This is a genomic window from Thermus thermophilus (assembly GCF_019974155.1).
Lineage (GTDB): Bacteria > Deinococcota > Deinococci > Deinococcales > Thermaceae > Thermus > Thermus thermophilus_C.
In genome coordinates, this window is record NZ_AP025158.1 from 344,779 (window position 1) to 371,418 (window position 26,640).

Sequence of the window (26,640 nt, forward strand, 5' to 3'; positions counted from 1 at the left end):
CCTGGAGTATAAAGGGGCCGTGGGCGAGATCCGGCTCTTTCCCGGCCTCCTCGCCCCCCCGGCGGGGCTGGACTTCCTCTTGGACCTCCCTTCGGAGGAGGGGCTTCACCTCGTGGCCTTCGCCGAGGGGGCCTTGGACGCGCTGAAGGCGGCCTTCCGGGAGGGGGCGAGAAGCCTCGTCCTCCTCTCCCCGGTCCTCTTCCGGGACGCGCTCCTTGGGGCGCGGCTTGGCGCCTTGCGCTTCGGCTTGGAGCGGGGCGGGGTGGAGGGGTTTGCCCGGGTGGGCCGGGCCCTCTTCTTCGGGGCCTTAAGTGCGGGGAGCGAGGAGGTCTACGAGGCCTGGAAGGAGGGCCTGAGCGAGGCGGGGCTTTGGCGGTGGCTTGGGCGCCTCGAGGCCCTCACCGACGAAAGGCGCTGGCTTCGGGGCACCGAGGCCCGGGTCCTCGTGGTCCAGGGGGCCCTGGACGCTTTCACGCCCCCCCTTCACGGGGCCAAGGTGGCGGACTTCGCCAAGGGGGAGGCCCTCCGCTTCGTGGTGGACGAGGCCGGGCACCTCGTGCCCTGGGAGGCCCAGGAGGAGGTCCGGGACCTGGTGGCGGACTTCCTCCTGGGGGAGGGGTTCAGGCCCCTGCCCGGGGGGCTCGCCTTATGAGGCGCACGGGCTACCTCCACCTCTACGGCCTGAACCTGGTCTTTGACCGGGTGGGGAAGGGGCCTCCCGTCCTCTTGGTGGCCGAGGAGGCTTCCCGCTGGCCCGAGGCGCTTCCCGAGGGGTACACCTTCTACCTCCTGGACCTGCCCGGGTACGGCAGGACCGAGGGGCCGAGGATGGCCCCCGAGGAGCTCGCCCACTTCGTCGCGGGCTTCGCGGTCATGATGAACCTGGGCTCCCCCTGGGTCCTCCTCCGGGGCTTGGGGCTGGCCCTCGGGCCCCACCTCGAGGCCCTGGGCCTCCGCGCCCTCCCGGCGGAGGGGGTGGAGATTACAGAGGTCTTGTCAAGTAAACTTAGCTATGGTAGCATAGACCCAGGAGGTAACCTATGAGGAAGCTTTTGGCGACCGCGGTTCTGCTTTTGGGCCTGGCCTCGGCCCAGTTCTCGGTGGAGAACCTGAAGCCTTCCTTCGCCTTCGTGGGCGGCACCCAGGGGTTTGGCCTTGAGCTTTCCTGGCACTGCCTCCTCTTCCAGCTCCCCGTGGGGGAGGTGCGCCCCGCCTTGGACCTGGCCTACACCGTTGCGGGGGACTTTAACGGGGCCTTCCTCTTCCGCTACCTCTACCCGGTGGCCGAGGGGTTTAAGGCGGGGGCCGGCCTCGGGGTGGCGGTTACCGGCCTCAACTTCAGCAACACGAGCCTTTACTTCCGCGCCGACGCCGAGTACGACCTGGCCCAGGCCCTGAACGTGCCCGCCTTCGTGGGCGCCGACCTGGGCCTTGCGGGCGGGAAGTTCGCCGCCCAGCTCAAGGTGGGCTACCGCTTCTGAGCACCCCACCACGGCGAAAGTCTAAGCGGGACGAAAAGATGGAGGCGGCCAAAAGCCGCCTCCATCCTTTTTGGCGGAGGGGGCGGGATTCGAACCCGCGAGGCCCCGCGAAGGGCCTACCGGTTTTCGAGACCGGCCCGTTCAACCGCTCCGGCACCCCTCCCTGAGCCGGGCGAAGAAGTCCCTTAAGAGCTTAGCACACTCCCTTTCCCGCACACCACCCCGGGCCCGGGTGGGGAGGCCGAAGCGGGTGAGGGCGCCTTCCTTGAGGTTTTCCGCCCCGTAGACCACCTCTACCCCCGCCTGGGCCAGGGCGTGGTGGCACATGAGGCAGGGCTCGAGGGTCACGTAAAGCCGCCCGCCCCGGGCCTCGGGCCCCGCCTCCCTAAGGAGGAGCATCTCCGCATGGGCCGTGGGGTCCCTTAGCCCCTCCACCCGGTTGTGCGCCCGGAGGACGCGGCCCGGGAGGACGAGAACCGCCCCCACCGGCACCTCCCCTTCCCGGAAGGCCAAAGCCGCCTCCGCCAAGGCCTCCGCCATGTGGGCCTCCTCGGGAGGGGGCGGGTAAAGGCCCAGGACCTCCACCACCCGGCTGCCCTCGGCACGCACGGGCCAGAGGGGCTTGAGCTCCCGGGGGACCCCTTTTTCCGCCAGGAAGTCCACGAGGCGCTTCCTCCCGGAAGGACGCTCCAGGTAGTCCCCGGGCGCGGGGCGGCGGAACCCCGGGGGCAGGGGCAGGCGGGGCCTTGGGGGGAGGAGGAAGAGGGTGCCCCCCTTGCGCCGGGCCAGGACGCCCCCCGGGAGGGTCTGGGGCCGGCCGCGGAGGGCCTCTTCCAGGAGGAGGACGAGGCGGGCCTCCGGCCTGAGGCCGAGCTTTTCCAGAAGCCGCCTCAAGGCCCGGCGGCGCACCGCCAAGGGGGCCTCGAGGAGGGGCGCCGCCCGGAAGGCGGGGACGAAGAAGCGGGGGTCGGGGAGGAGCCGGGCCTCGGCCTGGCGCTCCAGGACCCCTTCCTCCTCGGCCCGAGCCTCGGCGAAGCGGGCCAGGGCGCGCTTGGCCGCGGGAAAGCGCTCCTCCAAGAGGGGAAGGACGAAGAGCCGGAGGAAGTTCCGGTCCAGGGCGGGGTCCTGGTTCGTGGGGTCCTCGCGCCAGGCCTCTCCTCGGGCCCGGAGGTAGGCCCGAAGCTCCTCCCGGGTGTGGGCCAGGAGGGGGCGGACCACGATCCCCTCCCGCTCCCGGATGCCCGTGGCCCGGGCGGTTCCCTGGAGGAGCTGGAGGAGCACGGTCTCCGCCTGATCGTCCAGGGTGTGGGCGGTGAGGATCGCCCGGGCCCCCACCTCCCGGGCCACCCGGTGGAGGAAGGCGTAGCGCACCTCCCGGGCCACCGCCTCCAGGTTCTCGCCCCGGGCCTGGGCGATCCGGGCCACCTCCACCCGCTCGGTGAAGAAGGGGAAGCCCAGCCTTTCCGCCAGGGCCCGGACGAAGGCCTGGTCCAAGGGGCTCTCCGGGCGCAGGCCGTGGTCCAGGTGGGCCACCACCGCCTGGCGCCCCGCTTCCTTCACCAGGAGGGCCAGGGCCACGGAGTCCCCGCCCCCGGAGACGGCGAGGACGAGGGGGTCTTTGGGGGCGAGGCGAAGAAGGCGCTCGCGGAAGGCCGGGACGTCCATGCGCCTTCCATGATGCCACGGCCCCCCGGTTTCCCGGGGGACCTCCTGGTGGCGGCGGTGGGACTCGAACCCACGACACCACGATTATGAGTCGTGTGCTCTGACCACCTGAGCTACGCCGCCAGGCGCCAGGCAACCCCCATCATAGGGGAGGCCGGGCCTCTGGTCAATCGTTTCGCCATTGGCCCGGGGAGTCTCCCCAAGGACCTTCTGCCGGGGTCCCCGTGTGGACACAAGCCCGTTACACAATGCCCCGCTCCCGCAAGGGCTTTCCTTCCCGGAAGCGGCTTAGGCGGAAGGGGGCGATATCCAGGCTTTGCGCCTTTCCGAAGGCCACCTCCTCCGCCATGAGGCGGCCCACCATGGCCGCCTGCTGCACCCCGTGCCCCGAGAAGCCCGCGGCCAAAAGAAGCCCCTCCTCCACGAAGCCGAGGATGGGGTTGTGGTCCGGGGTTACCTCGTAGTAGCCCCACCAGCTCGCCCTTGGGTCCAGGGAAAGCCCTTCCAGGAAGGGGAAGCGGGCGAGGCCCGCCTCGAGGGTGGGCCCAAGCCACCCCCAGTCCATCCCCTCCCGGAAGCCCGGGGGCTCCTCGGGGTTGGAGCGGCCGAAGAGGAGGCGGCCTCCCTCGGAGCGGAAGTAAAAGCCCGTGCCGAGGTCCACGGTGAGAGGAAAGGCGTGGGGGAAGGGCGTGGGGGCGGTGGCGAAGACCATGCGGCGCACCGGGTAAATGGGGATCTCCAGGCCCAAACGCCTTCCCACCTCCCCCGTCCAGGCCCCGGTGCAGAGGAGGAGGAAAGGGGCCTCGTACCGCCCCTTCGCCGTCTCCACCCGCCAAAGCCCCTCCTCCCGCCGGGCGGAGAGGAGGGCTTCCGAAAAGCGCACCTCCGCCCCAAGCCGCCTCGCCTCCCGGAGGTAGTAGGCCGTGGCCCCGTGGGGGTCTATGGTCCCGTCCATGGGGCCGAAGGTGGCGTAGGCCAGGCCCTCCTCCTTAAAAGGCACCTTCCTTTGGGCCTCCGCCAGGGAAAGCCTCTCCACGGGGACCCCCAGGGCCTTCTGCACCCTTAGGGCTTCCTCCTGGGCCTCGGCCTGGGCCTCGGGCACCAGGAAGAGGTACCCGATGGGCCGGTAGGCGGCCTCGGGGATCTCCCGGTACTCCAGGATGGAACGGTAGGAGAGGAGGACGTTAAGGGGCTCGGAGAACTGCACCCGCACCCCGGCGGCGCTCTTGCCCGTGGACCCTTGGGCGTAGGTGGCCTCCTTCTCCAGGACCAAGACCCTAAGCCCCTTTTCCGCCAGGCGGTAGGCCGAGGCCGCCCCCACGATCCCCGCCCCCACCACGACCACGTCCGGCATAGGCCAAGTCTAGGACACTTTTCCCCCGGGGAAGGGGTATGCTATGCCCCGGAGGTCAGGTATGGCCTACACGCACATCCGCATCCCGGAAGAGGGCGAGAAGATCACCATCAAGGACGGGGTCCTTCAGGTTCCCGACCGGCCCCTCATCGGCTTCATTGAGGGGGACGGCACCGGCCCCGACATCTGGAGAGCGGCCAAGCCCGTCCTAGACGCCGCCGTGGAGAAGGCCTACGGGGGAAGGCGCAGGATCGTTTGGGTGGAGATCTACGCGGGGGAGAAGGCCAACCAGGTGTATGGGGAACCCGTGTGGCTTCCCGAGGAGACCCTGGAGTTCATCCGGGAGCACCTGGTGGCCATCAAGGGCCCCCTCACCACCCCCGTGGGGGGCGGGATCCGCTCCATCAACGTGGCCCTGAGGCAGGAGCTGGACCTCTACGCCTGCGTACGCCCCGTGCGCTGGTTCCGGGGGGTGCCGAGCCCGGTGAAGCACCCGGAGCTCGTCAACATGGTGATCTTCCGGGAGAACACCGAGGACATCTACGCCGGGATTGAGTGGCCCGCGGGGAGCGAGGAGGTGAGGAAGGTCCTGGACTTCCTCAAGCGGGAGTTCCCCAAGGCCTACGCCAAGATCCGCTTCCCCGAGACCTCCGGCCTCGGGATCAAGCCCGTGTCCAAGGAGGGCACGGAGCGCCTGGTGGAGGCGGCCATTGAGTACGCCATCAAGGAGGACCTCCCCAGCGTCACCCTGGTCCACAAGGGCAACATCATGAAGTTCACGGAAGGGGCCTTCCGGGAGTGGGGCTACGCCCTCGCCCGGGAGAAGTACGGCGCCGTGCCCTTGGACGGCGGCCCCTGGCACGTGATGAAAAACCCCAGGACAGGCCGGGAGATCGTCATCAAGGACGTCATCGCCGACAACTTCCTGCAGCAGGTCCTCCTCCGCCCCGACGAGTACTCGGTGATCGCCACCCTGAACCTCAACGGGGACTACATCTCCGACGCCCTCGCCGCCCAGGTGGGGGGGATCGGCATCGCCCCCGGGGCCAACATCAACTACCGCACGGGCCACGCCGTCTTTGAGGCCACCCACGGCACCGCGCCCAAGTACGCGGGCCAGGACAAGGTGAACCCCTCCAGCGTCATCCTCTCCGGGGAGATGATGCTCCGCTATCTGGGCTGGAACGAGGCGGCGGACCTCATCCTCCAGGCCATGGAGCGCACCATCGCCAAGGGCCTCGTCACCTACGACTTCCACCGCCTCCTCCAGGCCGAGGGGAAGCCCGCCACCCTCCTCAAGACCAGCGAGTTCGGCCGGGCCCTGATTGAGCACATGTAGCTACACGAGGGCGAAGCGGGCCTCGAGGCCCGGAAGGTCCGCCTCCAGGAAGCGGAGGCGGGCCTCGGCGTTCAGGGGAAGGGCCTGGGAGAGGGCCACCTGGGCGGAAAGCCCGAGCTCGGGGAGGAGGAAGACCCCTTGCCCTCCCCGCCTTTCCACCAGGACGCCGGGCCCCTCGTACCCCCTCTCCTGGAGGTAGAGGAGGGTCCAGTGGAGCTTGCTCTTCCGCTCCGCCTCCCGCACCAGGTCGGCCACCGCCTCCGCCGCCCCCACCCTTTCCAGGACCTCGCTTTGGGAGAGGGGCCTTTCCCCCTTGAGCCAGGCCCTGAGCTGCTGGTGGGCCACCAGGTCCAGGTAGCGCCTTAGGGGGCTCGTCACCTGGGCATAGAGGGGAAGGCCCAAGCCCTTGTGGGGGGCGGGGACCGCCTTGAGCTGGGCCCGCTTCATGGCCTTCCGCTGCTCCCACATGGCGGCCAGGCCCTCCCCTTCCACCCGCCTCGAGGGGGCCTCCTGGGCAGCGAAGGGGAAGGGAAGCCCCTCCCGCACCGCCAGGTGGGCCGCGGCGTACCCGGCGAGGAGCATGGCCTCCCGCACCCAGGCGCGGCTTGGGTAGGGGGGCAAGGGGGTGATCCGGACCTCCTCCCCCTCCACCCGCACCTTCACCTCGGGGAGGGCGATCTCCAAGGCGCCCGCGGCGAGGCGCCTGGCCCGGAAGGCCTCCGCCAGGGCCTCCAGGGGCCTCAGGGCCTCCACCCCCAGGGCCTCCCGGTAGGTGAGGCGCTTCACCCGCACCCAAGAGGGGTAGACCCGCTCCTCCAGAAGCTCTCCTTCCTCCGAGACCCATAGCTCAAAGGTGAGGGCCGGGGAGACCTCCCTTAGGCCTAGGCCAAGGGCCTCGGTGACGGCGGGGGGGAGCATGGGCACCGTCCCCTCGGGCAGGTAGAGGTTCGCCCCCCGGCGCAAGGCCTCCTCGTCCAGGGGGCTTTTGGGGGGGACGAGGGCGGCCACGTCGGCCACGTGGACGAAGAGGCGGAAGCCCCCCTTCACCCGCTCGGCGAAGACGGCGTCGTCGGGGTCTTGGCTTCCCTCGTCGTCTATGGCGAAGGCGGGGAGGTGGGTGAGGTCCACCCGGTCCTCCTCGGGGAGGGGAGGGACGGGCAGGTCCGGGGGCTGGAGGGGAAGGCCGAGCCTCCTTGGGTGGGGGTTTTCCCTCTGCCAAAGCCCCAGGCGGAGGAGGAAGGCGTGGGCCGCCTCAGGGGTTTCGGGGAGGCCCAGGGCCCGGAGGACGGGGCTTTCCTTCCTCTCCCCCCGGGCCAGGGCCTCTACCTCGGCGAGGAGGGGGCGGTCCTCGGGGGCGGGGCTTCCCTCCCTTAGGCGCTTCAGGGCCTCCTGGAAGGCCCGTTCCCGCTCTACCCGCTTCCTTTCCGCCTCCTTCAGGGCCAGAAGCTCCTCCCGGGTGCGGGCCCGGACCCCTTCCCCCTCGAGGACGAAGCGCTCCCCCCTTTGGGCAAGGAGGTAGGCCCCGTAGGCGGCCTCCGGGGTGTAGGCCCCGTAGACCAGCTCGGCAAGCTCCCTAAGGCTCACCGTCTGCCCCTCCAGGAGTTCCCAGGCGGCCTCCTCCTCCCCCTCGGGCACCTTCAGGTCCAAGGAGGCGGGGCCCGGGTGGAGGAAGAGGACGTCCTTGGGGCGCACCTTCTGCTTCGCACCCCCTTCCAGGGTGAGCTCCAGACGGCCCCCCTTCTCCTCGGCGAGGGCGGGTTTGCCTTTGTAGACGACGAGCGCGGCCACGCCCCTTAGCATACGGGGATCCGACCGGACGGGTCTTGGGGTGTACCCACGTCGGTCAGCGAAGCTCGGCGGCGTGTACCTGAACGAGGAGGGACGGAAGCGGCTCATCGCCCTGGTGGAGGAGGCGAGCCACCCTTTGGGGTTCCGCAAAATGATTGAGGTGCAGGCTCAGCGGCTGAAGGGGACCCTTTTGGGGCGGGGGCGCTACACCCCCTTTTACCTCTGGCGATAGGGCGGGCCTTGGCTATACTTGTCAGCAAAATTACGATGCAACTGGCTTTCTTTGAACTTTGAAAAACAAAGCTCAGTGCAGGAGCCCTTTCTTCACCGAAATTTTGACCTGGCCCAACGTTGCGGTGTGTGCTATACTCCCCCTAACCCGGACCTCCGGGCGGGGACCTTGAAAGCCAGTTTTCCCCTTGCCGAAGGCGAATATGCGTTTTTCCCTTCTCATCGCCCCTTTCTCCTGTGGCTTGCCATCGGCACAAACCCCCGAAAACCCCTGTTATTCGCCGTGTGCATATTCCAAGCTTCATCTTTCTCACAAACCCCCCCTCTGGCGGTGCCGTCCAGGACGGGGTTCTGAGGGGGGGTAGAGTTGCAAGAGCTTGAGCCCCGTAAGGGGATTGCGACTCCTTGCCCTCGTAGGTCTCCGTCTGGAGCCTCCCTTGTTGCAAGAGCTTGAGCCCCGTAAGGGGATTGCGACTAGGCCCCACCCTAGGGGGTGCCCTAGGCACCCCTTCAGGTAGTTGCAAGAGCTTGAGCCCCGTAAGGGGATTGCGACTGAAAGCACAGTTGTAGTTGGCTTGCCCGTTCTCCTGGAGTTGCAAGAGCTTGAGCCCCGTAAGGGGATTGCGACTGGAGGGGCCTGGCCCGGAACAGGAGCTCTTCGAGCTCTTGCCGGGTTGCAAGAGCTTGAGCCCCGTAAGGGGATTGCGACGGGACGTAGTACGTGGAGACGGCTCCCTCTTCCTCCGTTGCAAGAGCTTGAGCCCCGTAAGGGGATTGCGACGCTGACCGCAATAACGCACATCGCTCACCCCCTAATCCAGTAGAGTTGCAAGAGCTTGAGCCCCGTAAGGGGATTGCGACGGGCCCCGTAATCTGTATCGTCAGGCACCCCGAAGTGCACATGTTGCAAGAGCTTGAGCCCCGTAAGGGGATTGCGACTTATCCCGCACGACCCCCTGATGCACCCAGAACTTCCGCTTTGTTGCAAGAGCTTGAGCCCCGTAAGGGGATTGCGACCTCGGCGAGGTGACCGGAGAAGCTAAGGAGCAAGTCCTTGAGTTGCAAGAGCTTGAGCCCCGTAAGGGGATTGCGACCCGGTCATAGACCCGGGTGGGGACGGTGGCAATGACAACCGGTTGCAAGAGCTTGAGCCCCGTAAGGGGATTGCGACTCCTTGGCGTGGCGGTAGGAGGCGGGGAGGGGGAAGAACCTGGTTGCAAGAGCTTGAGCCCCGTAAGGGGATTGCGACCGCCCTATGCCTCTACTCCTCCTCCGCCTCTTCCTCCTCAGTTGCAAGAGCTTGAGCCCCGTAAGGGGATTGCGACTCGGTGATGAGGACGCTTCCTTCGCGACTCCTGAACTTAGCCAGTTGCAAGAGCTTGAGCCCCGTAAGGGGATTGCGACACGGGTTTGACAGCCTTGATGATCTTAGCTTTCATCTGTTGCAAGAGCTTGAGCCCCGTAAGGGGATTGCGACTCGCCGTACTCCCGGGTGACGAAGACGCGGTACTCCTGGTTGCAAGAGCTTGAGCCCCGTAAGGGGATCGCGACGCACGTAAGCGCCCCCTGCCCCTCGCTTCCCCGGAGGGTCCGACGGGGCCTACGCCCTCTACGGCCGCTTCCACCCTTATATGGACCTCCAGGTGGAGTGAGCTTCCTTTATAGTGGTTCCCCGTGGAGTGGAACCTTGACGACCTTTACGCGGGTCCTGCCGACCCGCGGATTGAGGAGGACCTGAAGGCCGCCCTCGCCCTGGCCCAAGGCCTTGACCCCCAGGGCCTCCTGGACCCGAAAGAGGCCCAGGACCTCTTGGGGCGGTACGAGAAGGCCCTGGAGCTCGCCTATAGGCCCCTGAACTACGCCAGCCTCTACTTCGCCACCCGCACCCAGGACCCCGAGGCCAAGGCCCTCCTGGACAGGGTGCGAAACCGGTACACCGAGGTCAAAAACCGCCTCGTGCCCCTGGAGGTGGCCCTGAGGAAGCTTCCCGAGGAGGCCTTCCAAAGGCTTTTGGACCACCCGGGGCTAGCCGACCTCCGCCACTTCCTCAAAAGGCAGAGGGCCTACGCCCCCCACACCCTCTCCGAGCGGGAAGAGGAGCTTCTAAACCTCAAGGGCCTGGTGGGAAGGAGCGCCTGGAGCCAGTTCTACACGGAGTACACGGGCCGCTTCCGCTTCCGGGTGCAGGGCAAGGAACTCACGGAGATGGAGGTCCGGGCCCTCCGCCGCGACCCAAGCCCCGAGGTGCGCCGCGAGGCCCACCGGGCGCTTTACGGGAAGCTCCTCGCCGAGGCCCCCACGCTGGGCGCCGTCTTCAACGCGGTTTACCTGGACTACCTCCAGGACCTCCGCCTCAGGGGCTACCGCCACCCCTTGGAGCCCGTGGCCCTCCGGGACGAGGTGGAGGTGAAGGACATTGAGGCCCTGCTGGAGGCCACGGAGGCCCACTACCCCCTGGTGGAGCGCTACTACCGCTGGAAGGCCAGGAGGCTCGGCCGGGAGAAGACCCCAAGCGAAGACCTCCTCGCTCCCCTGGGGGAGAAGCCCAAGGTGCCCTTCGCGGAGGCGAAGGCCCTGGTGCTGGAGGCCTTCCGCCGCTTCTCCCCGGAGCTTGAGGCCATCGCCCGGGAGTTCTTTGAGAAGCGCTGGATAGACGCCTACCCGAGGCCCGGCAAACGGGGCGGGGCCTTCTGCTCTGGGGGGCTTCCCTCCACCCACCCCTACATCCTCCTCAACCACACGGACGACCTGGACAGCGCCCACACCCTCGCCCACGAGCTCGGGCACGGGGTGCACTTCTACCTCGCCCGCAAGCAGCGCCTCCTCAACTTCGGGGCCTCCACCCCCCTCGCCGAGACCGCCAGCGTCTTCGCCGAGATCCTCCTGGACGACCTCCTCCTGGAGAGGCTTTCCGGGGAGGAAAAGGCCCTCCTCCTGGCGGAGAGGGTGGAGGACGCTATAGGCACCCTCTTCCGCCAGGTGATGTACACCTTCTTTGAGCAAAGAAGCCTCGAGGCCCGCAAGGAGGCCGCCCTCTCCCCCGAGGCCTTCCACGCCCTCTGGGACGAGGAGCAGAGGAGGCTTTACGGGGAGGCCGTGGCCTGGACGGAGCTTGACCGCGCCGCCTGGGCGGGCATCCCCCACTTCGTCCACTACCGCTTCTACACCTACAGCTACGCCCTGGGCTACCTGGTGGTCCTCGCCCTCTACGGCAGGTACCGGGAGGAGGGGGAGGCCTTCGTGCCCAAGTACCTCCGGGTCCTCGAGGCCGGGGAGAGCCGAAGCCCCAAAGAGATCCTCGCCGAGGCCGGGGTGGAGCTCGGCTCCGAGGCCTTCTTCCGCTACGGCTTCGGCGTCCTGGAGTCTTGGCTTGAGGCCCTCCCTTAGGCGAGAATAGGGGGATGGACCTCGTTTACCGCCCCGAGCGCTACCCCTTTCTCACGGAAGACCTCCCCGGGGTAGGGGGGGAGATCCGGGTGGAGCCCCAGGACTTCCAGGTGGAGGAGGTCCCCGCCTACCTCCCCAAGGGGGAAGGGGAGCACCTCTACCTCCTCCTGGAGAAGGAGGGCCGCACCACCCGGGAGGTCCTGGAGTTCCTGCGGGACGAGGTGGGGGTGCCCGAGAAGGAGATCGGGGTGGCGGGCCTCAAGGACAAGCGCGCCCAAACCCGCCAGTGGTTCTCCATCCCGAGGAAGTACGAGGACGCCCTCTGCCTTCTGGAGAACCTCCAGGGCGTGAGGCTCCTTGCCGCCGACCTCCACACCAACAAGCTCAGGACGGGGCACCTCAAGGGCAACCGCTTCCGCGTCCTCATCCGCCGCCCCAAAGGGGGGGTGGCGGAGGCGGAGGCGGTCCTTAGGCGCCTCGCGGAGAAGGGCGTCCCCAACTACTACGGCCCCCAGCGCTTTGGCCTTGGGGGGCTCAACCCGGTTAGGGGCTACAAGCTGGTGAAGGAAGGAAGGGGCCGGGGAAGCCCCTGGCTCAAGCGCTTCCTCATCGGAAGCCTCCAAAGCCTCCTCTTCAACGACTGGGTGGCCCTGAGGATGGCCCTGGGCCTCTACGACCGGGTGGTCCCCGGGGACTGGGCCAAGAAGCACGCCACGGGAGGGGAGTTCCTGGTGGAAGACCCAAGGGAGGCCGAGCGCGCCCTAAGGCTTGAGATCAGCGCCACCGGGCCCCTCTTCGGCAAGAAGTACCCCGAGGCCCAAGGGGAGGCGAGGGCCATAGAGGACGAGGTCCTCGCCCGCTACGGCCTCAAGCGGGAGGAGTTCAGGGCGAGGCGGGGCGCCCGAAGGCCCATCCGGGTCCCCCTCGCGGAGTGGAAGGTGGAGGAGGGCCCGGAGGGGCTTTGGCTTTCCTTCTTCCTGCCCAAGGGGAGCTACGCCACGAGCCTCCTCCGGGAGGTGATGAAGGTAGAGGCCCTAGACCACCTGGAAACCGAACCGGCCTCCGAGGACGCCGAGGGCCTTTAACCGGGCCTCCACCCCTTCCCGGTCCTCGGGGAGGCCGGTGAGGAGGAGGTAGAGGAGGCCGGAAAGCTCCCCGAGCACCAGAAAACCCGTCCGGGCCCGCTCCTCCTCCCAAAGCTCCTCCATCCGCCTGCGGGCCATGCGGTGGGGCACCCGGAGGAAGTGCCCGGGTCCGTGGTGGGGCTTGGGGGCGGGGTGGGGGTTTTCGGGGTCGCAGTAGGCGGGGTCCTCGTCGGTCAGAACCCCCCGGCAGGCCAGGGGGCGGTGGGCGTAGACCCCGCAGAGCCCCTCCTCCAGGAGGGGGCAGGGGCTTCTGCTTAGGAAGAAGCGGCGGGGGAAGCCGGGGTCGTCCTTCCCGCGGGCGAGGAGGGCGAGGCGCCTCGGGCCTTCCTCCAGGACGCGGGCCTTCTGCGCCTCGGTGAGGTGGGGGAGGAGGGCTTGGGCCTCGAGGCGGCTCGCCGTCACCCAGCCGTAGCAGCAGGCGAAGCACCCCGGGCCACAGGAGGGACGGATCCCTTTTCGGGCGAGGTAGTCGGCGATCCCCTCGTCCAGCGCCCGGAAGGCCCGCTCCACCGCCTCCACGCCCCGTAGAATAAGGCTATGCCCGCGCCCTTTCTAGAACCCCTGGAACCCGGGGTTTCCCCGGCGGTGTCCGCCTGGATCAAGGGCCTGAAGGAGGTGGCCCTGCACCTGGACGGGTGGGCCTTTGACCTCCCCGAGGAGCCCTTCTGGCGGCGGCCCAAGGAGGGGGCGAACCCCATCGGCGGCCTGGTGCGCCACATCACGGGAAGCTCCTTGCGCCTCGCCCACTACGCCCTGGGCGTGGAACTTCCCGAGTGGGCGAGGAAGGGGAGGGAGTGGGAGCTTTTGGGGGAGCCCGAGCCCAAGGAGGCGGTGGAGGCCCGCTTCCGGGAGGCCTGGGCAGTCCTCCTCGCCGCCTTCCGCCGGGTGGAAGAGGCGGCCTTGGCGGAGGTGGTGCGCGTGGGGCACCTGGGCGCCGAGGCGCCCCGGGCCCACGTCCTCCACCACCTGGTGGAGCACGCCCAGCACCACGCCGGCCAGGTGATCTACGCCCGGAAGCTCCTTTAGCGCGTAAGATGAGGCCATGGTACGCGTGGGCATGCGCGCCGCGCCCCGGGTGAGCCTCGAGGCCCTGAAGGCGGCCCTGGGCGGCCTGAAGCTTTCCGAGGCCAAGGTTTACCTCATCACCGACTGGCAGGACAAAAGGGACCAGGCCCGTTACGCCCTCCTCCTCCACACGGGCAAGAAGGACCTCCTCGTCCCCGACGCCTTCGGCCCCGCCTTTCCCGGGGGAGAGGAGGCCCTCTCCGAGCTCGTGGGGCTCCTCCTCGCCCAGGGGGCGAGGAAGTTCTACGAGGCCGTGGTCTCCCCCGGGGAGATGACGGCCCTCTTGGACCTGCCCCCGGAGGAGCTCCTCAAGCGGGTCATGGCCATCGCCAACCCCACGGACCCCGGGATCTACCTCAAGCGGGCGGCTTAGGAAGTTTCTTCACAAAAGGGGGCCTAGGCCCCCCTTTAAGGTTTTTGAGGGGGGTGAGCCGATGCGCGCGGTGGTGCTCAAGGGCTTCGGCGGGTTGGAGATGCTGGAGGAGCGGGACCTCCCGGTGCCCGAGCCCGGGCCCGGGGAGGTCTTGGTGAGGAACCTGGCCGTGGCCGTGAACCCCGTGGACGCCAAGATCCGAGCGGCGGGGCGCTGGGCGGGGGTGGAGCCCCCCTTCGTCTTGGGCTACGACGCCGCCGGCGTCGTGGCCAAGGTGGGCCCCGGGGTGAAGGACCTTAAGGAGGGGGACGAGGTCTACTACACCCCCGAGATCTTTGGAAACCCCCACGGCACCTACGCCGAGTACACCCCCGTGCCCGCGGGGATCGTGGCCAAGAAGCCCAAGAACCTCTCCTTCGCCGAGGCCGCCGCCATTCCCTTGGCGGGGGGTACCGCCTGGGAGGCGGTGGTGCGCCGCCTGGCCGTGCGCCCGGGGGAGACGGTGCTGGTGATGGGCGGGGCGGGGGGCGTGGGCTCCTTCGCCGTCCAGTTCGCCAAGGCGGCGGGGGCCTACGTGATCGCCACGGCGGGCGCGGAAAACCTCCCGGTGCTCAAGGAGCTCGGGGCCGACCTCGCCCTGGACTACCGGGGCCCCTGGCCGGAGGAGGTCCTCAAGGCCACGGAGGGCCAGGGGGTGGACGCCGCCCTGGAAACCGCCGGGGAGAACCTGGTGGAGCGGGTCATCCCCGTGGTGCGCCCCTTCGGCCGCATCGCCACCATCCTCCCCCCGCAGGGGAACCTTTCCGGGCTTTACACCAAGAACCAGACCCTCTACGGCGTCTTCCTCACGCGGGAGAGGAAGCGCCTTCTGGAGATGCGCCCCCTCTTTGAGCGGGGCCTGGCGAGGCCCCTCATCGCCGAGGTCCTCCCCTTCAGCCTGGAGAACCTGAGGAAGGCCCACGCCCGCATGGACTCCGGGCACGGGCGGGGGAAGATCGTCCTCACCTTTCAGGCGTAAAGGCCCTTAAGCCGCGCCGCCTCCTCCGCGAGAAGGGGGAGGCGGCTTGGGTCTACTCCCGTGGCGAGGCCCCGCTTCTCCAGATGGGGGAGGACGACCTCCGTGGGGAGGTTGCCCACGAGCTCGTCCCCGGCGAAGGGGCACCCCCCCACCCCCGCCAGGGCCCCCTCGAGCCAGGTGACCCCCGCCGCAAGGACCGCCTCCACCTTGGCCAAGGCCCCCTCGGGCCGGGCGTGGAGGTGGGCCCCGAGGCCTTCCGGGCCAAAGCGGGCCACGGCGGCCTTCAAGACCTCATGAATCCGCTCCGGTTCCGCCACCCCGTAGGTGTCGGCGAGGGCGATCTCCCGCACGCCCATTTCCTTAAGCCGGGCGAGGGCCTGGAGGACGGCCTCCACGCTCCAGGGGTCCCCGTAGGGGTTGCCGAAGGCCATGGAGAGGTAGACCACGAGGCCAAGCCGCCCCCGCGTCCTCTCCACCATGGCCGCCACCAGGGGCCAGGAGGCCTCTATGGAGCGGTTGGTGTTCCTCCGCTGGAAGGTCTCGGAGAGGGAGAAGGGGTAGCCCACGTGGGTGAGGTTGGGGGTGGCGAGGGCCCTTTCCAAGCCCTTCTCGTTGGCCACGATGGCGAGGTAGGTGCGCCCGTTGGGCGGGGGGAGGGCCTTGAGCACCTCCTCGGCGTCCTGCATCTGGGGCACCCACTTGGGGGAAACAAAGCTCGTGAGGTCCAGGTGGGTGAACCCGGCCTCCAGGAGCTTGTTGAGGAAGGCCACCTTCTCCTCCGTGGGGATGAAGCGGGAAAACCCCTGCCAGGCGTCCCTGGGGCACTCCACCCACCGCACCCTCGCCTTCACGCTTCCACCTCCTAAAGGGCGCCCTGGGCCTCCAGAAGCTCCCGGGCGTGGGCCAAAGCCGCCTGGGTGTAGGCCCCGGAGAGGAGGCGGGCGATCTCCTGCACCCGGGCCTCGCCCTCCAAGGGCTCCACCCGCACGCCCTCGGGGGTCTTGGTCACCCGGAAGTGGCGCTGGGCCACGGCGGCCACCTGGGGCAGGTGGGTCACCACCAGGACCTGGCGCCTCTCGGCCAGGCGCTTGAGCCTTTCGGCGAGCCGCCAGGCGGTTTCCCCGCCCACCCCGGCGTCCACCTCGTCAAAGACCACGGTGGGCGCCTCGGCCCCCGTGAGGAGGGCGAGGGCCAGGGCCACGCGGGAGAGCTCCCCGCCGCTTAGGGCCTCGAGGGGGGCCGGGGGCAGGTTGGGGTTTGGGGCCACCCGGAAGGCCACCGCCTCGAGGCCCTGGGGGCCGGGCTCGGGGAGGGGCTCCAGGACCACCGCGAAGCGGGCCCCGGCGAGGCCCAGGGCGGGAAGCTCCCGCATCATCCCCTCCGTAAGCCTTCGCGCCGCCTCCTCCCGGGCCCGCCTCAGGGCCTGCCCCCGGGCCTTGACCTCCTCGTGGAGGGCCTTAAGGAGGCGCTCCACCTCCGAAAGCCGCTCCTCCCCCCCTTCCATCCGGGCGAGCTCCTCCCGGGCCTTTTGGGCGTGGGCCAGGACGTCCGCTAAGGTGGGGCCGTACTTCCGCTTCAGGCGCTCCAGGAGGCTGAGGCGGGCCTCCACCCGGTCCAGCGCCTCGGGGTCTAGGTCCAGGCCCTCCAGGTGGTCCTCCAGCTCCCGGCCCACGGCCCGGACCGCCTCGGCCGCCCCCGAAAGCTCCTCGGCCAGGGCCTCGAGGGCCGGGTCGTGCCGGGCCGCCGCCCGCACCTCCTTCGCCGCCAGGGCCAGAAGGTCCTGGGCTTCCCGCTCCGTGAGGAGGGCGAGGGCCCGGGCGAGCCTTTCCCGGATGGTCTCCAGGTGGCGGAGGCGTTCTGCCAGGGCCAAAAGCTCCTCCTCCTCCCCGGGCCGCACCCGGGCCTCCTCAATCTCCCGGATCTGGTAGCGGAGGAGGTCCTCCCGCTCCGCCCGGGCCCTCAGGCTTTCCTCCAAGGCCGCCTTCTCCTTTAGGAGGGCCTCGCGCCGGGCGTAGGCCTCCTGGTAGGCGGCGAGGAGGCCCTCGGGGAGGAGGGCGTCCAGGGCCTCCCGCTGGCGCCTGGGGGAGAGGAGGGCCAAGGCGGTGTGCTGGGCGTGGAGGGAGAGGCGCCTTTCCGCTTCCGCCTGGAGTTCCTTCAGGGTGACCACCTCCCCGTCCACCCTGGGGGTGGAGCGGGCCCCCACGCGGCGGGAGAGGACCGCCTCCCCGGGGGAGCCCTCAAAGAAGGCGGTCACGAGGAGGCTTTCCCCGTAGGGCCCGATAAGCCCCTCCGCCCGCCCCCCGAGGAGGAGGGCGAGGGCGTCCACGAGGAGGCTTTTCCCCGCGCCCGTCTCCCCGGTGAGGACGTTGAGGCCGGGGGCGAAGTCCAAGGCGGCCTCGCGGATGACGGCGAGGTTCTGGACCTCGAGGCGGCGGAGCATCCCCCCCATTTTAAGGGGGCCCCGCGGGCGCCTTCAGGGCATGGGGTGGGCCAGGGCGAGCCTCCTGACCTCTTCCCGCAGGGCCTCCGAGGGGCCCTCCAGAAGGGCCCGGTCAATGAGTTCGGCGACGAGGGGCATCTCCTCGGGGGTGAAGCCCCGGGTGGTGATGGCCGGGGTGCCGATGCGGATCCCCGAGGTGACCCGGGGGGGCTTGGGGTCAAAGGGAATGGCGTTCTTGTTCACCGTGATCCCCACGGCGTCCAGCCTCTCCTCCGCTTCCTTCCCGGTGAGGCCCTTGGGGCGCAGGTCCACGAGGAAGAGGTGGTTGTCCGTCCCCCCGGTGACGATGCGGTAGCCCCGGCTTGCGAGCTCCTCCGCCAGGCGCTTGGCGTTTTCCACCACCAGGCGGCTGTACTCCTTGAACTCGGGCTGCAGGGCCTCAAAGAAGGCCACGGCCTTCCCGGCGATCACGTGCTCAAGAGGCCCCCCCTGGATCCCGGGGAAGATGAGCTTGTCTATCTTCTTGCCGAGCTCAGGGTCGTTGGAGAGGATGAGGCCGCCCCTTGGGCCCCTTAGGGTCTTGTGGGTGGTGCTGGTGACCACGTGGGCGAAGGGGACGGGGTTCGGGTGGAGGCCCGCGGCCACGAGCCCGGCGAAGTGGGCCATGTCCACCACGAGGTAGGCCCCCACCTCGTCGGCGATCTCCCGGAAGGCCTTGAAGTCCCAGAAGCGGGGGTAGGCGCTGGCCCCGGCCACGATCACCTTGGGGCGGTGCTCCAGGGCGAGGCGGCGGACCTCCTCCAGGTCTATGAGCTCCGTGTCGGGACGGACCCCATAGGAGACCACCTTGTAGAGCTTCCCGGAGAAGTTCACGCGGGAGCCGTGGGTGAGGTGCCCGCCGGCGGCGAGGTCCATGCCCATCAGGGTGTCCCCCGGCTCCATCAGGGCCATGTAGACGGCCATGTTGGCCTGGGAGCCCGAGTGGGGCTGGACGTTGGCCCAGGCGGCCCCGAAGAGGGCCTTGGCCCGCTCTATGGCCAGGGACTCCACCCGGTCAATGACCTCGCACCCCCCGTAGTACCGGGCCCCGGGGTAGCCCTCGGCGTACTTGTTGGTGAGGACGCTCCCCACCGCCTCGCGCACCTCTTTGGAGACGAAGTTCTCGCTGGCGATGAGCTCCAGGCCCTCTCGCTGGCGCTTCTCCTCCAGGGCGATGAGCTCAAAGAGGGCTTCGTCTCTCGGGCTCGTGCGGACCATGGTCTGATTATAGGCCCTGGCCCCGGGCGGTTGGTAAGCTTAGGCCATGAAAGGGAACGCCTTCACCATCTTGAAGTGGGGCCTTCTGCTCACCCTGGTCGTCCTCCTCCTCACCATCCTCCTCATCAACTTCACCACGAGCCGCGACCTTCCCGAGCTGGTGCGGGTCCAGGTGGAGCGGTATGCGGTGTGCAGCTATTGGTTTTTCGGCTGGCACCTGGCCTCCACCGGGGCCTTCGCCTTCACCTTCTTGCTGGTGGGGTTTTTGGGCGGGCTCGCCCTTGGGTTTTTCCTGAGGGGAAATGCGCCTAGAAGGGCTTGAGGGAAAGCGGGCACAGGTCCGGGCCCTCCTCGCCCGGGGCCTCGAGGCCCTCGCCCGCACCCCCGTTGACCCCGCCCCCCTGCGCCAGGCCCTTCTGGACCTGGAGGGGCCCTTCCTTCTCGTGGCCGTGGGGGAGTTCAACAGCGGCAAGTCCAGCCTGGTGAACGCCCTTTTGGGCGAGGACCTCCTCCCCGAGGGCCCCACCCCCACCACGGACCGGATCCAGCTTCTGGAGTACGGGGAGGAGGGGAAGGAGGAAGGGGAAGGCTTCCTGAGGCTCCGCAAGCCCCACCCCCTCCTCCGGACCCTGGCCCTGGTGGACACCCCGGGCACCAACGCCCTTCTGGAGCACCACGAGGTCCTGACCCGGACCTTCCTCCCCCGGGCGGACCTCATCCTCTTCGTCACCAGCGCCGACCGCCCCCTCACCCGCTCCGAGGCCGAGTTCCTCCGCCTCATCCGCGACTGGGGGAAGAAGGTGGTCCTGGTGGTGAACAAGGCGGACCTCCTCTCCGAGGAGGACCGGGAGGCCGTGGCCCGCTACGTGGCCGAGGGGGCGAGGGCGGTCCTGGGGGAGGAGGCGCCCCTTTTCCTGGTCTCCGCCCGGCGGGGGAAGGAGGGGAGGGACGAGGGGCTTTGGGGCCTCCGGGACCACGTGGCGCGGGTCATCGCCCAGAAGGCCCTCCCCCTCAAGCTCTCCGCCGCCCTCGGGGTCCTGCGGCGCCTCCTCGTGGAGGGGGAGCGGGCCCTGGAGGCGGAGGCCGAGGAGGTGGGCCAGGCCCTCGCCACCTGCGAGGCCCTGGAGGACCTCCTCAGGCGGCACGGGGCCCGGGTGCGGCGCGACTTCGCCGGGCAGGTGGCCCTGGTGGAGCGGGTCTTCCGCGAGGTGGAGGAACGGGGCCACCGCTTCTTGGACGAGACGGTGCGCCTGGGCCGCCTTCCCGACCTCCTGAACGCCAAGGCCTTCCGGGAGAGCTTCCTCAAGGAAGTGGTCCAGGACGCCGGGGCGAGGCTGGAGCGGGCGGTGGGGGAGGCCTTGCGGTGGCTTGCCCGGCGCGAGGAGGAGCTCCTCCTGGACGCCCTCGCCCTCCTCAAGGAGGCCCGGCCCCTTCCCAGGGGGGAGGAGCCCCTTCTTGCGCCCTTGGAGGAGGCCCTCGCCCGCTTCCGCCCCGAGGAGGAGGCGGCGCGGCTTTCCGGCCTGGCCCAGGAGGCGGTGGTGCGCACCCTGGCGGGGGGCGTGGGGGGGCTTGGCCTGGGGGCGGCCTTGACCCTGGTGCTCAAGGGGCTGGTCGCGGACCTCACCGGGCTTTTGGCGGGGTTCTTCGTGGCTTTCCTCGCCCTCTCCGTCCTGCCGAGGCGCAAGGAGCGGGCGAAGCGACTCCTCTCCCAAGGCCTCGAGGAGGCCTACGCCGCCGTGCGCCGGGCCCTGGAGGAGGCCTTGGAGGAGGGCCTTGCCCGGCAGGAGGAGCGGTTCCGCGGGCTTTACCGGGACCGGTGCGAGGCCTTGGCGGAGAGGCGCCACGAGCTCAAGGCCCGCAAGGAGGCCTTGCAGCGGCTTCGGGAGGAGGCGGAGGCCCTTGTGGCTTGAGGCCACCACCCACCCGGGCCTGGAGGACCTCCTCCTGGAGGAGCTTTCCGCCCTCTACCCTGGCGAAGGGGCGGAGGTGGACGCCCGGAAGGGCCGGGTCCGCATCCCCAGGGCCGGGGTGGGGGAGGAGGCCTTAGGGCTTCGCCTCGCCCACCACCTCGTCCTCTTCCGCGCCCGGCTTCCTCTGCCCCGGGAGGACCCCTTGGGGGCCCTGGAGCGGGCCGCCTTGGCCCTTCCCTGGCCCGAGCTTGAGGGGGCGGGAAGCTTCCGCGTGGAGGCCCGGAGGGAGGGCGAACACCCCTTCACGAGCCCGGAGGTGGAGAGGCGGGTAGGGGAGGTCCTCCACCGGGCCTACGGCGTGCCTGTGGACCTGAAGCGCCCGGCCGTGCGGGTCCGGGTGGACGTCCGCGGGGAGGAGGCCTTCCTCGGGGTCCAGCTCACGGAAAGGCCCCTCTCCCGCCGCTTCCCCAAGGCGGCCCTCCGGGGAAGCCTCACCCCCGTCCTCGCCCAGGCCCTCCTCCGCCTCGCGGACGCCCGCCCCGGGATGCGCGTCCTGGACCCCTTCACGGGCTCGGGGACCATCGCCCTCGAGGCGGCGAGCACCCTGGGGCCTGCGAGCCCCGTATACGCCGGGGACCTGGACGAGGGGAGGCTCGGGCTTGCCCGGGAGGCGGCCCTGGCCTCAGGGCTTTCCTGGATCCATTTCCTTCGGGCCGACGCCCGCCACCTCCCCCGCTTCTTCCCCGAGGTGGACCGGATCCTCGCCAACCCGCCCCACGGCCTCCGCCTGGGCCGGAAGGAGGAGCTTTTCCGCCTCTACCGGGACTTCCTCCGCGGGGCCTTGGCCCTCCTCCCTCCCGGGGGAAGGGTCGCCCTCCTCACCCTGCGCCCCGCCCTCCTCAAACGGGCCCTGCCCCCGGGCTTTGCCCTCCGCCACGCCCGGGTGGTGGAACAGGGGGGCGTCTACCCCAGGGTCTTCGTCCTAGAGAAGCTCTAGGGCGAGCTTCTCCCCCTCCTCGGGCACCCCCGCCGGGTAGCGCCCGTTGAAGCAGGCGAGGCAGACGGGCCGCCCGATGGCCCGCCTCACCCCCTCCTCCGAGAGGAAGGCCAGGGAGTCCGCCCCGATGTAGGCTCGGATCTCCTCCACGCTCTTCTCCGCGGCGATGAGCTCCTTGCGGGCGGCGGTGTCTATGCCGTAGTAGCAGGGGAAGCGGATGGGGGGGCTACTGACGCGGAAGTGGACCTCGAGGGCCCCCGCCTCCTTGAGCATGCGCACGATGCGGCGGCTCGTGGTGCCCCGAACGATGGAGTCGTCCACCAGGACCACCCGCTTGCCCCGCACCGCCCCCGTGGGGGAGAGCTTGAGCCTCGTCTTCAGGTCGCGGAGCTCCTGGGTGGGCTGGATGAAGGTGCGCCCGGCGTAGGGGTTCTTGTAGAGGCCAAACTCCAGGGGAAGCCCGCTCGCCTTGGCGTAGCCCACGGCGGCCCCGATGCCCGAGTCGGGGACGGGGACCACGAGGTCGGCCTCCGCGGGGGCCTCCCGGAAAAGCTCCATCCCCATCCTCACCCGGGCCTCGTAGGCCTCGGCGCCGTCCAGGACGCTGTCGGGCCGGGCGAAGTAGATCCACTCAAAGGCGCAGGGGGTGGGCTCTGGGGGGAGGGCCTGGAGGCTTTGCAGCCTCCCCTCCTCCACCCAGACCACCTCCCCGGGGCGCACGTCCCGCACGTACTCCGCCCCCATGAGGAGGAGGGCCGGGGGCTCGGAGGCGAAGGCGAAGCCCCAGGGGGCCTTGCCGAGGACGAGGGGCCTCACCCCGTGGGGGTCGCGGAGGGCGAGGAGGGTCTTGCGGTTCATGAGGAGGATGGAATACCCCCCCTGAAGGAGCCGCATGGCCTGGGCGGCGGCCTCGGGGAGGGGGAGGTGGCCCAGGCGGGCGAGGAGGAGGAGCATGACCTCCGTGTCCGAGGTGCTCTGGAAGGTGGCCCCCTCCCGGAGGAGCCGGTCGCGCAGGGGCTTGGCGTTGGTGAAGTTGCCGTTGTGGGCGATGGCCAAGACCCCGTGGGCGGTGCGGGCGGTGAGGGGCTGGGCGTTGATGCGCAGGTTGGAGCCCGTGGTGGAGTAGCGGGTGTGGGCGAGGCCCAGACGGGCCTCGGGAAGGCGGAGCTTCCCCAGGCGCTCCTCGGTGAAGACCTGGTTCACGAGGCCCAGGTCCTTTTCCACCAGAAATTCTTTGCCGTCCGTGACCGCCATCCCCGCCGCCTCCTGGCCCCTGTGCTGTAGGGCGAGGAGGCCGAGGTGGAGAAGCCCGGCCACGTCCACGGGGCCTTCGCTCCAAAGCCCGAGGATGCCGCACTCCTCCTGGGGCTTATCCATCCAGCACCTCCCTGAGGGGCGCTTTCCAGGCGGAAAGCAGTTCCTCCAGGCTCCACTCTAGGACACCCCCCGGGGTCAGGACCGTGAGGGTCTTCCCCCCGGTCTCCCCCAGGACCCGGTAGGGGAGGCCCCGCTCCTCCAGAAGGAGGGTGGCCTCCTGGAGGCGGGCCTTCTCCACGGTGAAGAGGACGCGGCTTGGGGCCTCGCCGAAGAGGGCCTCGAGGCTCCCCTCCCGCACCTCCACCGTGGCCCCCACCCCGTAGGGGAAGGTCATCTCGGCGAGGGCCACAAGAAGCCCCCCTTCCGCCACGTCGTGGGCCGTTCGGGTGAGGCCCCTTTGGATGAGATCCCGGATCGCCTCCTGCACCGCCTTTTCCCGCCCGAGGTCAAGCCTTGGGGGGTGGCCGAACTCCCTCCCCGTGAGGAGGTAGAGGACCTCGCTCGCCCCGAGCTCCCCCTTCTCCTCCCCGATGAGGAGGAGGACCTCCCCCGGGCGCCTAAAGCCCATCTCCGCCCGCTTGTCCACCTCCAGGACCCCCACCACCCCCACCATGGCCGTGGGGGGGATGCGCCTCCCCCCGCTTTCGTTGTAGAGGGAGACGTTCCCCGAGACCACGGGGACGCCCAAGGCCTCGCTCGCCTCCTTGAGTCCGGCGATGGTCTCCTGAAGCTCGTGGTAGCCCTCCGGGGTCTCCGGGCTTCCCAGGTTGAGGCCGTCGGTGTAGGCGAGGGGCTTCGCCCCCACCACGCTGACGTTCCGGCAGGCCTCCGCCAGGGCGTGCATGGCCCCAAGCCGGGGGTGGAGGCGGCTATACCGGGGGTTTTGGTCCACCTTGGCGGCGACGCCGAGGCGGGTGCCCTTGATCCATAAGACGGCGGCATCCCCTCGTCCCGGGAGGAGGGCGGTGCGGGTTCCCACCTGGTGGTCGTACCGCTCGTAGACCGCCTCCCGGCTCGCCAGGTTGGGGGAGGCGAGGAGCCTCCTTAGGACCTCCTGGGGGTCGGCCTCTAGGGGGGGGATGGGGGTCTCCCGGAGCCTCCGCACCTCGGGGTCCTCCCGCCCCACCCTCACGTAGGTGGGGGCCTCGGCCAGGGCCTCCGTGGGCACCTCCGCCACCACCTCGCCCCGGAAGAGGACCCGGAAGACCCTTTCCGGGATGGTCCTGGCCACGGGGACGCAGTCTAGGCCCCACCTGCGGAAGACCGCCTCCAGCGCCTCCTCCTTCCCCTCCTTGGGCACGAGGACCATCCGCTCCTGGCTTTCCGAGAGGAGGAGCTCCTCCGGGGTCATCCCCTCCTCCCGGGTGGGGACGAGGTCCAGGTGGAGCTCCACCCCGAGGCCCGACTTGTGGGCGAGCTCCGAGAGGCTACTGGTGAGCCCCGCCGCCCCCATGTCCTGGACGCCTTCCACGAGGTCTTTTTCTATGGCCTCGAGGGTGGCCTCCATGAGGAGCTTGCCGAGGAAAGGGTCCCCCACCTGGACCGCGGGCCGGTCCTCCTCCTTCTCCTCCTTGAGCTCGCGGCTCGCGAAGGCCGCTCCTCCAATGCCATCCCGGCCCGTCTTGGCCCCGGCGTAGTAGATGGGGCGGCCCAAAGAGGCCCGGCTCCGCCGCAGGTGTTCCTCCCTTAGGAGGCCGAGGGCCATGGCGTTCACCAGGGGGTTTTCCCGGTAGCCCTCGTGGAAGTAGAGGTCCCCGCCCACCGTGGGCACCCCGATGGCGTTGCCGTAGAAGCTGATCCCCGAGACCACCCCCTTGAGGAGGTAGCGGCTTCGCCCTTCGGGCGGCCCGAAGCGGAGGGAGTCCAGGAGGGCGATGGGCCTCGCCCCCATGCTCAGGATGTCCCGGAGGATCCCCCCGACCCCCGTGGCCGCCCCCTGGAAGGGCTCCACCGCCGAGGGGTGGTTGTGGCTTTCTATCTTGAAGGCCACGGCCCAGCCCTCGCCCACCCGCACCACGCCGGCGTTTTCCCCGGGGCCCTGGAGGACGGCCTCCCCCTCCTTGGGAAGCTCCTTGAGGAGGGGGCGGGAGTTCTTGTAGGCGCAGTGCTCGCTCCACATCACCTTGAAGAGGAGGAGCTCCACCCGGTTGGGCTCCCGCCCAAGCCTCCGGACGATCTCCCGGTACTCCCCTTCCGGGATGCCGATCTCCTTGGCGAGGGCTTCCATCACGTGAGGAGGGAGAGGAGCTCCCGGTGGTCCTTCACCTTGGCCGTGGGCTTCACCTCCCCGTTCACCTCCCTCAGGCCCACGTACTGGACCGCCCAGGGGTAGCCCGTCCCGAAGGCCCCCTTGATGTCCGTCTGGGGCAGGTCCCCCACGTGCAGGGCCTCCTCCGGGGCCACGCCCAGGGCCTCGAGGGCCACGCGGAAGGCCTCGGGCTTGGGCTTCACGAAGCCCGTCTCGTCGGAGAAGCTAAAGGCCTGGAAGACGTCCAGGCCCTGCCGCTTGAGGTGCTCCCGCAGGAGGCGGCCCGGGGTCATGCCGGTGTCGGAGACGATGGCCAGGGGGTACTTCTTGGCGAGGTCCTTCAGGACCTCCACCCCGGGGAGGGGCTTGAGGGGGGCGAGGAGGGAGCTTTCCTCCAGGCGCCTTGCGGTGAGGGCGATGAGCCCGGGGTCGTGGGGGGCGCCGAGGAGGGCGAAGATCCGGGCCACCCGTTCGTAGACGGGCATGTGCTCCCCCGCCTTCCAGGCCTCCTCAAAGGCCAAGGCGGCCTGGCGGTAGGCCTCCCGCACCTCGGCCTCCTCGGCGGGGTGCCCGGCCTCGGAGAGGGCGTCCAGGAGGATCTCGTACCGGGCGGGCATGACCTTTTCCAAAAACGCCTCCCCCTCGGTGAAGAGGGTGCCCCAGAAGTCAAAGGTGATGGCTTTGGGTTTCATCGCGCCACCTCCTTGACGAGCCCCAGGAAGAAGGGAAGCCCGTCGGTGTTGCCCAAGACCTCGTCCACGGCCCTTTCGGGATGGGGCATCATCCCGAGGACGTTGCCCCTTTCGTTCGTGATCCCCGCGATGTCGTTGAGGCTTCCGTTGGGGTTATAGTCCGCCTCCCCCTTCAGGGGGGCGTAGCGGAAGACCACGAGCCCCTCCCCCTCGAGCCGGGCGAGGGTTTCGGGGTCGGCGTAGTAGCGGCCCTCCCCGTGGGCGATGGGAAGCCTCAGGACCTGGCCCCTTGGGTAGAGCCGGGTGAAGGGGAGGTCGTTCCGCTCCACCCGCACCCCCACCTCCTTGCAGGTGAAGTGGAGGTTGAGGTTGGCAAGGAGCGCCCCCGGGAGAAGCCCCGCCTCCGTGAGGATCTGGAAGCCGTTGCAGACCCCCACCACGTACCGCCCCTCCTCGGCGAAGCGCCGCACCGCCTCCATCACCGGGCTCTTGGCGGCGAGGGCCCCCGCCCTCAGGTAGTCCCCGTAGCTGAACCCCCCGGGCAGAAAGACCCCGTCAAAGCCCCGGAGGTCCCTTTCCGTGTGCCAGACGAACTCCGCCCGAAGCCCCGCCTTCTTTAGGGCGAAGCGGGCGTCCTCGTCGCAGTTGGCGCCGGGAAAGCGGACGATGGCCCACCTCATGGGAGTTCCTTTAGGGCTTCCAGGGCGTAGACCTCCATCACCGGGTTGGCGAGGAGGGCGCCCATGGCCTTGGCCTTCGCCTCGGCCTCCAGGAGGTTTTCCGCCGGGAAGACGATCTCCAGCACCTTCCCCACCCGCACCTCCTCCACCGGGTGGCCGAGGTCCCTCAGCACCCCCTCCACCGCCCGGCCCTGGGGGTCCAGGATGCCCTTCTTCAGCTCAATGAGCAGGGTGGCCTGGTAGCGCGGCATAT

General features: G+C 69.6%; 25 protein-coding genes, 2 tRNA genes and 1 CRISPR repeat array. Of the genes, 13 read left to right on the top strand and 14 right to left on the bottom strand.

Features of this window, described 5'->3' with window-relative positions:
• Positions 1-19: 19 nt before the first annotated feature.
• Genes TthTMY_RS02045 through TthTMY_RS02055 form a run of 3 tightly spaced genes read left to right on the top strand, consistent with a single transcriptional unit; the run spans position 20 to position 1,481 of the window.
• Entirely contained in the window at positions 20-652 is a 633-nt protein-coding gene (locus tag TthTMY_RS02045) for an alpha/beta fold hydrolase (protein WP_223903367.1), read from the top strand.
• Complete coding sequence (locus TthTMY_RS02050; RefSeq protein WP_096411848.1) at positions 649-1,044, top strand: alpha/beta fold hydrolase; 396 nt, start codon at positions 649-651, stop codon at positions 1,042-1,044. The genes TthTMY_RS02045 and TthTMY_RS02050 overlap by 4 nt, the downstream gene beginning before the upstream one ends.
• Positions 1,041-1,481 carry a hypothetical protein gene (locus TthTMY_RS02055; protein WP_096411850.1) on the top strand — a complete coding sequence of 147 codons (441 nt, stop codon included), beginning with the start codon at positions 1,041-1,043 and terminating at the stop codon, positions 1,479-1,481. Before TthTMY_RS02050 ends, TthTMY_RS02055 begins: the two co-directional genes overlap by 4 nt.
• Before the next feature lie 71 nt (positions 1,482-1,552).
• On the opposite strand, the gene TthTMY_RS02060 is transcribed toward TthTMY_RS02055, so the two are convergent.
• From TthTMY_RS02060 to TthTMY_RS02075, 4 genes are all read right to left on the bottom strand, one after another.
• Positions 1,553-1,644 (bottom strand) — tRNA-Ser (locus TthTMY_RS02060).
• The gene (tilS, locus tag TthTMY_RS02065) at positions 1,623-3,146 is read right to left on the bottom strand and encodes a tRNA lysidine(34) synthetase TilS (protein WP_096411853.1); all 1,524 of its coding nucleotides are present in this window, start codon (positions 3,144-3,146) and stop codon (positions 1,623-1,625) included. The genes TthTMY_RS02060 and tilS overlap by 22 nt, the downstream gene beginning before the upstream one ends.
• Before the next feature lie 46 nt (positions 3,147-3,192).
• A tRNA-Met gene (locus TthTMY_RS02070) sits at positions 3,193-3,269 on the bottom strand.
• A 118-nt stretch (positions 3,270-3,387) separates the two neighbouring features.
• The gene (locus TthTMY_RS02075) at positions 3,388-4,500 is read right to left on the bottom strand and encodes an NAD(P)/FAD-dependent oxidoreductase (protein WP_223903368.1); all 1,113 of its coding nucleotides are present in this window, start codon (positions 4,498-4,500) and stop codon (positions 3,388-3,390) included.
• A gap of 61 nt (positions 4,501-4,561) precedes the next feature.
• Here TthTMY_RS02075 and icd point away from each other — a divergent pair, with 61 nt between their 5' ends.
• Positions 4,562-5,839 (top strand): NADP-dependent isocitrate dehydrogenase, encoded by a 1,278-nt coding sequence (icd, locus tag TthTMY_RS02080; protein ID WP_096411858.1) that lies wholly within the window; start codon positions 4,562-4,564, stop codon positions 5,837-5,839.
• Here the strand turns inward: icd and TthTMY_RS02085 are convergent, their stop codons facing one another.
• The gene (locus TthTMY_RS02085; protein ID WP_096411862.1) at positions 5,840-7,639 is read right to left on the bottom strand and encodes an RNB domain-containing ribonuclease; all 1,800 of its coding nucleotides are present in this window, start codon (positions 7,637-7,639) and stop codon (positions 5,840-5,842) included.
• Positions 7,640-7,700: 61 nt separating this feature from the next.
• Here TthTMY_RS02085 and TthTMY_RS02090 point away from each other — a divergent pair, with 61 nt between their 5' ends.
• The 3 genes from TthTMY_RS02090 (at position 7,701) to truD (ending at position 12,330) form a co-directional block, all read left to right on the top strand.
• Positions 7,701-7,859, top strand: a complete 159-nt coding sequence (locus TthTMY_RS02090) for a hypothetical protein (RefSeq protein ID WP_418952561.1) — start codon at positions 7,701-7,703, stop codon at positions 7,857-7,859.
• Between the two features lie 365 nt (positions 7,860-8,224).
• Positions 8,225-9,409: direct repeats of the CRISPR family, unit length 36 nt; unit sequence GTTGCAAGAGCTTGAGCCCCGTAAGGGGATTGCGAC.
• A 123-nt stretch (positions 9,410-9,532) separates the two neighbouring features.
• Entirely contained in the window at positions 9,533-11,245 is a 1,713-nt protein-coding gene (locus tag TthTMY_RS02095; RefSeq protein ID WP_096411865.1) for a M3 family oligoendopeptidase, read from the top strand.
• A 14-nt stretch (positions 11,246-11,259) separates the two neighbouring features.
• Entirely contained in the window at positions 11,260-12,330 is a 1,071-nt protein-coding gene (truD, locus tag TthTMY_RS02100; RefSeq protein ID WP_096411867.1) for a tRNA pseudouridine(13) synthase TruD, read from the top strand.
• Here the strand turns inward: truD and TthTMY_RS02105 are convergent.
• Entirely contained in the window at positions 12,280-12,909 is a 630-nt protein-coding gene (locus TthTMY_RS02105; RefSeq protein ID WP_096411871.1) for a YkgJ family cysteine cluster protein, read from the bottom strand. The genes truD and TthTMY_RS02105 overlap by 51 nt on opposite strands.
• Before the next feature lie 18 nt (positions 12,910-12,927).
• Between TthTMY_RS02105 and TthTMY_RS02110 the strand changes: the two genes are divergently transcribed.
• The 3 genes from TthTMY_RS02110 to TthTMY_RS02120 all read left to right on the top strand — a co-directional run bounded on the left by TthTMY_RS02110 (position 12,928) and on the right by TthTMY_RS02120 (position 14,846).
• Entirely contained in the window at positions 12,928-13,416 is a 489-nt protein-coding gene (locus TthTMY_RS02110) for a DinB family protein (protein ID WP_096411874.1), read from the top strand.
• A gap of 16 nt (positions 13,417-13,432) precedes the next feature.
• The gene (locus TthTMY_RS02115) at positions 13,433-13,828 is read left to right on the top strand and encodes a DUF3197 domain-containing protein (protein ID WP_096411876.1); all 396 of its coding nucleotides are present in this window, start codon (positions 13,433-13,435) and stop codon (positions 13,826-13,828) included.
• Positions 13,829-13,889: 61 nt separating this feature from the next.
• Positions 13,890-14,846, top strand: coding sequence for a zinc-dependent alcohol dehydrogenase family protein (locus TthTMY_RS02120; RefSeq protein ID WP_223903369.1), 957 nt, complete (start codon positions 13,890-13,892; stop codon positions 14,844-14,846).
• On the opposite strand, the gene TthTMY_RS02125 is transcribed toward TthTMY_RS02120, so the two are convergent.
• Genes TthTMY_RS02125 through glyA form a run of 3 tightly spaced genes read right to left on the bottom strand, consistent with a single transcriptional unit; the run spans position 14,837 to position 18,543 of the window.
• On the bottom strand, positions 14,837-15,697 hold the full coding sequence (locus tag TthTMY_RS02125) for a hydroxymethylglutaryl-CoA lyase (protein ID WP_096411881.1): 861 nt from the start codon (positions 15,695-15,697) through the stop codon (positions 14,837-14,839). The genes TthTMY_RS02120 and TthTMY_RS02125 overlap by 10 nt on opposite strands.
• A gap of 11 nt (positions 15,698-15,708) precedes the next feature.
• Positions 15,709-17,295, bottom strand: coding sequence for a DNA repair protein RecN (locus TthTMY_RS02130; RefSeq protein WP_096411884.1), 1,587 nt, complete (start codon positions 17,293-17,295; stop codon positions 15,709-15,711).
• A gap of 24 nt (positions 17,296-17,319) precedes the next feature.
• A complete protein-coding gene (gene glyA / locus TthTMY_RS02135; RefSeq protein ID WP_223903370.1) occupies positions 17,320-18,543 on the bottom strand; it encodes a serine hydroxymethyltransferase in 1,224 nt (407 codons plus the stop codon).
• 46 nt (positions 18,544-18,589) lie between these two features.
• Here glyA and TthTMY_RS02140 point away from each other — a divergent pair, with 46 nt between their 5' ends.
• The 3 genes from TthTMY_RS02140 to trmN are packed head-to-tail and all read left to right on the top strand — an operon-like array spanning position 18,590 to position 21,450.
• Positions 18,590-18,865 carry a hypothetical protein gene (locus TthTMY_RS02140; protein WP_096413097.1) on the top strand — a complete coding sequence of 92 codons (276 nt, stop codon included), beginning with the start codon at positions 18,590-18,592 and terminating at the stop codon, positions 18,863-18,865.
• Positions 18,846-20,453: a dynamin family protein gene (locus tag TthTMY_RS02145; protein WP_223903371.1), complete on the top strand. Its 1,608-nt coding sequence runs from the start codon at positions 18,846-18,848 to the stop codon at positions 20,451-20,453. The genes TthTMY_RS02140 and TthTMY_RS02145 overlap by 20 nt, the downstream gene beginning before the upstream one ends.
• On the top strand, positions 20,443-21,450 hold the full coding sequence (gene trmN, locus TthTMY_RS02150) for a tRNA (guanine(6)-N2)-methyltransferase (RefSeq protein ID WP_267873988.1): 1,008 nt from the start codon (positions 20,443-20,445) through the stop codon (positions 21,448-21,450). The genes TthTMY_RS02145 and trmN overlap by 11 nt, the downstream gene beginning before the upstream one ends.
• On the opposite strand, the gene purF is transcribed toward trmN, so the two are convergent.
• Genes purF through purS form a run of 5 tightly spaced genes read right to left on the bottom strand, consistent with a single transcriptional unit; the run spans position 21,436 to position 26,638 of the window.
• Positions 21,436-22,827 (bottom strand): amidophosphoribosyltransferase, encoded by a 1,392-nt coding sequence (gene purF / locus TthTMY_RS02155; RefSeq protein ID WP_223903372.1) that lies wholly within the window; start codon positions 22,825-22,827, stop codon positions 21,436-21,438. The genes trmN and purF overlap by 15 nt on opposite strands.
• Complete coding sequence (purL, locus tag TthTMY_RS02160) at positions 22,820-24,994, bottom strand: phosphoribosylformylglycinamidine synthase subunit PurL (RefSeq protein ID WP_223903373.1); 2,175 nt, start codon at positions 24,992-24,994, stop codon at positions 22,820-22,822. The genes purF and purL overlap by 8 nt, the downstream gene beginning before the upstream one ends.
• The gene (locus tag TthTMY_RS02165) at positions 24,994-25,707 is read right to left on the bottom strand and encodes an HAD family hydrolase (protein WP_096411888.1); all 714 of its coding nucleotides are present in this window, start codon (positions 25,705-25,707) and stop codon (positions 24,994-24,996) included. The genes purL and TthTMY_RS02165 overlap by 1 nt, the downstream gene beginning before the upstream one ends.
• Complete coding sequence (gene purQ / locus TthTMY_RS02170; RefSeq protein ID WP_096411892.1) at positions 25,704-26,387, bottom strand: phosphoribosylformylglycinamidine synthase subunit PurQ; 684 nt, start codon at positions 26,385-26,387, stop codon at positions 25,704-25,706. Before purQ ends, TthTMY_RS02165 begins: the two co-directional genes overlap by 4 nt.
• Positions 26,384-26,638, bottom strand: coding sequence for a phosphoribosylformylglycinamidine synthase subunit PurS (purS, locus tag TthTMY_RS02175; RefSeq protein ID WP_096411895.1), 255 nt, complete (start codon positions 26,636-26,638; stop codon positions 26,384-26,386). The genes purQ and purS overlap by 4 nt, the downstream gene beginning before the upstream one ends.
• Between the last annotated feature and the right edge of the window lie 2 nt (positions 26,639-26,640).

Coding starts and splice junctions, on each gene's coding strand:
- purF (WP_223903372.1), bottom strand. CDS start 22,827: ATGGATAAGCCCCAGGAGGAGTGCGGCATCCTCGGGCTTTGGAGCGAA.
- TthTMY_RS02120 (WP_223903369.1), top strand. CDS start 13,890: ATGCGCGCGGTGGTGCTCAAGGGCTTCGGCGGGTTGGAGATGCTGGAG.
- TthTMY_RS02165 (WP_096411888.1), bottom strand. CDS start 25,707: ATGAAACCCAAAGCCATCACCTTTGACTTCTGGGGCACCCTCTTCACC.
- purS (WP_096411895.1), bottom strand. CDS start 26,638: ATGCCGCGCTACCAGGCCACCCTGCTCATTGAGCTGAAGAAGGGCATC.
- TthTMY_RS02085 (WP_096411862.1), bottom strand. CDS start 7,639: ATGCTAAGGGGCGTGGCCGCGCTCGTCGTCTACAAAGGCAAACCCGCC.
- truD (WP_096411867.1), top strand. CDS start 11,260: ATGGACCTCGTTTACCGCCCCGAGCGCTACCCCTTTCTCACGGAAGAC.
- purQ (WP_096411892.1), bottom strand. CDS start 26,387: ATGAGGTGGGCCATCGTCCGCTTTCCCGGCGCCAACTGCGACGAGGAC.
- tilS (WP_096411853.1), bottom strand. CDS start 3,146: ATGGACGTCCCGGCCTTCCGCGAGCGCCTTCTTCGCCTCGCCCCCAAA.
- TthTMY_RS02130 (WP_096411884.1), bottom strand. CDS start 17,295: ATGGGGGGGATGCTCCGCCGCCTCGAGGTCCAGAACCTCGCCGTCATC.
- icd (WP_096411858.1), top strand. CDS start 4,562: ATGGCCTACACGCACATCCGCATCCCGGAAGAGGGCGAGAAGATCACC.
- TthTMY_RS02140 (WP_096413097.1), top strand. CDS start 18,590: ATGAAAGGGAACGCCTTCACCATCTTGAAGTGGGGCCTTCTGCTCACC.
- TthTMY_RS02110 (WP_096411874.1), top strand. CDS start 12,928: ATGCCCGCGCCCTTTCTAGAACCCCTGGAACCCGGGGTTTCCCCGGCG.
- glyA (WP_223903370.1), bottom strand. CDS start 18,543: ATGGTCCGCACGAGCCCGAGAGACGAAGCCCTCTTTGAGCTCATCGCC.
- TthTMY_RS02050 (WP_096411848.1), top strand. CDS start 649: ATGAGGCGCACGGGCTACCTCCACCTCTACGGCCTGAACCTGGTCTTT.
- TthTMY_RS02075 (WP_223903368.1), bottom strand. CDS start 4,500: ATGCCGGACGTGGTCGTGGTGGGGGCGGGGATCGTGGGGGCGGCCTCG.
- TthTMY_RS02115 (WP_096411876.1), top strand. CDS start 13,433: ATGGTACGCGTGGGCATGCGCGCCGCGCCCCGGGTGAGCCTCGAGGCC.
- TthTMY_RS02145 (WP_223903371.1), top strand. CDS start 18,846: ATGCGCCTAGAAGGGCTTGAGGGAAAGCGGGCACAGGTCCGGGCCCTC.
- purL (WP_223903373.1), bottom strand. CDS start 24,994: ATGGAAGCCCTCGCCAAGGAGATCGGCATCCCGGAAGGGGAGTACCGG.
- TthTMY_RS02055 (WP_096411850.1), top strand. CDS start 1,041: ATGAGGAAGCTTTTGGCGACCGCGGTTCTGCTTTTGGGCCTGGCCTCG.